Source organism: Candidatus Thermoplasmatota archaeon (genome assembly GCA_029907305.1).
Lineage (GTDB): Archaea > Thermoplasmatota > E2 > DHVEG-1 > DHVEG-1 > JARYMC01.
Map to the genome: position 1 here is coordinate 1 of JARYMC010000128.1, position 2143 is coordinate 2143.

Below are 2143 nucleotides of genomic sequence, written 5' to 3' on the forward strand. Positions count from 1 at the left end.
ACAACTGCTGCAGATAATCATGCTGATGTCACTAGAGGCATGGAGGGCAAAGTTGATATAATAAAGAATGTTGCCAGGTTTGGAATTGATACTGTTCTGGTAAATGGTAATAAACCTGGTAGGTTATATAGTGTATTAGTTGGGAAGGATACCAAATGCACTATTGTTAGGGGTCTGTAAAAAATGAATCAAACTGAGAGTAGAAAAGATGAGCATGTTAGGATCTCTTTAGCTAAAGATGTTTCAGCTCATCATAACTTTTGGGATGACGTTAAACTAATTCATAATGCTCTACCTGAGATAAACAAGGATGAGGTTGATCTTTCTACTAAATTGTTTAAAAAGAAGATTGGTGCACCTCTGGTTATTTCTGGTATGACTGGTGGTTACAGACGTGCTAAACAGATAAATGAGAACCTTGCTATTGCTGCTGAAAAATTTCAGATAGGTATGGGCGTTGGTTCTCAGAGATCTGCTTTGGAAAACAAAGATTTGAGAGATACTTATAGTGTAATAAAAAACTATGATATCCCTCTGCGTTTCGCTAATATTGGTGCTTCGCAGCTTGTTTTGTGGGGCCATAAAAAAACTTTAGAAAATGCTCATAAAATGATTGATATGATTGATGCTAATGTTTTTGTTGTTTGCCTTAATTTTTTGCAGGAGGTTGTCCAGTTTGAGGGCGAGGCTAACGCGAAAGGTTGTTTCAATGCGATAAAGAGTCTAGCTGAGGATTTGGATTTACCTGTTGTGGTCAAGGAGTCTGGTGCTGGTATCTCTTTTGATGTTGCTAAACGTCTCTCGAAAACTAGGATAGCTGGTATTGATGTTGGTGGTATGGGCGGTACGTCTTTTGCTGCCATCGAGCATTACAGGGCTAAGATGATAAATGATGTTCTTCATGAGCGTGGTGGTAAGACTTTTTGGGATTGGGGTATACCAACTCCTTTGTCTATTTTGGATGTTGGTGAGGCGACAAACTGGAAACTGCCTATTATTGCTACAGGTGGCATAAGGAATGGTTTGGATGCAGCCAAAGCATTGGCGCTTGGTGCAAACTGCGCTGGTGTGGCCCATGCTTTTTTGAAGCCAGCAACTATCAGTAAAAAATCCACTGTTTTTGAAGTTGAGTTGATGATTAAAGAGTTACGTGCTGCTATGTTTCTTGTTGGTGCTGATAAGGTTTCTAAGATGTCTGATGTTGGTGCTGAGGTATGGATTTAAAATCTGAGCTTGAGAGAAGAGCAAATCTTTTTAATGTAGAGTTACGAAATTTTTTGATAGACAGTAAACCGAAGGTTCTTTATGATGCGGCTAGACATCTTCCTATGGCTGGTGGAAAACGGCTACGCCCATGTATATCTATGTTAGCTGGTGAGGCTGTGTCTGGTGATTCAAAAAAGGTTATGCCTTTTGCTATTGCTATAGAGCTTATTCATAATTTTACTCTTGTCCATGATGATATCATGGATAAGTCGCATCTTAGGAGAAATTTACCTACTGTTCACATAAAGTTTGGTGAGCCAACCGCTATTATGGCAGGTGATCTGCTTTTTGCTAAAGCGTTTGAGTCAATTCATAACATGGAGGATATCTATGTTTTCAGAAAACTTGATTACGGGCTTGTAAAATGTGTTGAAGAGATATGTGAAGGCCAGCAACTTGATATGGAGTTTGAAAAAAGAGATATAGTTTCAGAAAAAGAATATCTTGAGATGATAATGAAAAAAACAGCTTTTTTGTTCATGTTCGCTGCAGAAGGTGGTGCTATAGCTGCTGATGGAACCAAAGAAGAAGTCAATGCTCTTAAAGAGTACGGTAAATTTCTTGGTTTGGCTTTTCAGATATGGGATGATTATCTTGATATCAGTAGTAGAGAAGAAACTCTTGGTAAAGATATTGGTAACGACATTAGAAATGGTAAAAAAACACTCATAGCTGTTTATACGCTGAACAATGTTAGTGGTGGTGATAAGAAACTTTTAGGAAACATATTTGGTAATAAGGATGCATCTGAGGAAGAGGTTAGAATGGTTTTTGATCTTTTCAAAAAAACAAAATCAATTGATTACGCTAGAGAAACTGCTGTTGAGTATTGTAATAAAGCCAAGGAAGCTCTTGGCGTTTTAAAAGAATCTGATGC

Annotated in this window: 3 protein-coding genes; all 3 read left to right on the forward strand. The window is 38.0% G+C overall.

The features are described 5' to 3' along the window. Positions 1–180, forward strand: a 180-nt coding sequence (locus QHH19_07230) for a kinase (protein ID MDH7518112.1), incomplete at its 5' end; no start/stop codon positions are given. A gap of 3 nt (positions 181–183) precedes the next feature. Beyond that, positions 184–1224: a type 2 isopentenyl-diphosphate Delta-isomerase gene (gene fni / locus QHH19_07235; protein MDH7518113.1), complete on the forward strand. Its 1041-nt coding sequence runs from the start codon at positions 184–186 to the stop codon at positions 1222–1224. After that, positions 1215–2143, forward strand: a 929-nt coding sequence (locus QHH19_07240; GenBank protein MDH7518114.1) for a polyprenyl synthetase family protein, incomplete at its 3' end; no start/stop codon positions are given. The genes fni and QHH19_07240, both read left to right, overlap by 10 nt.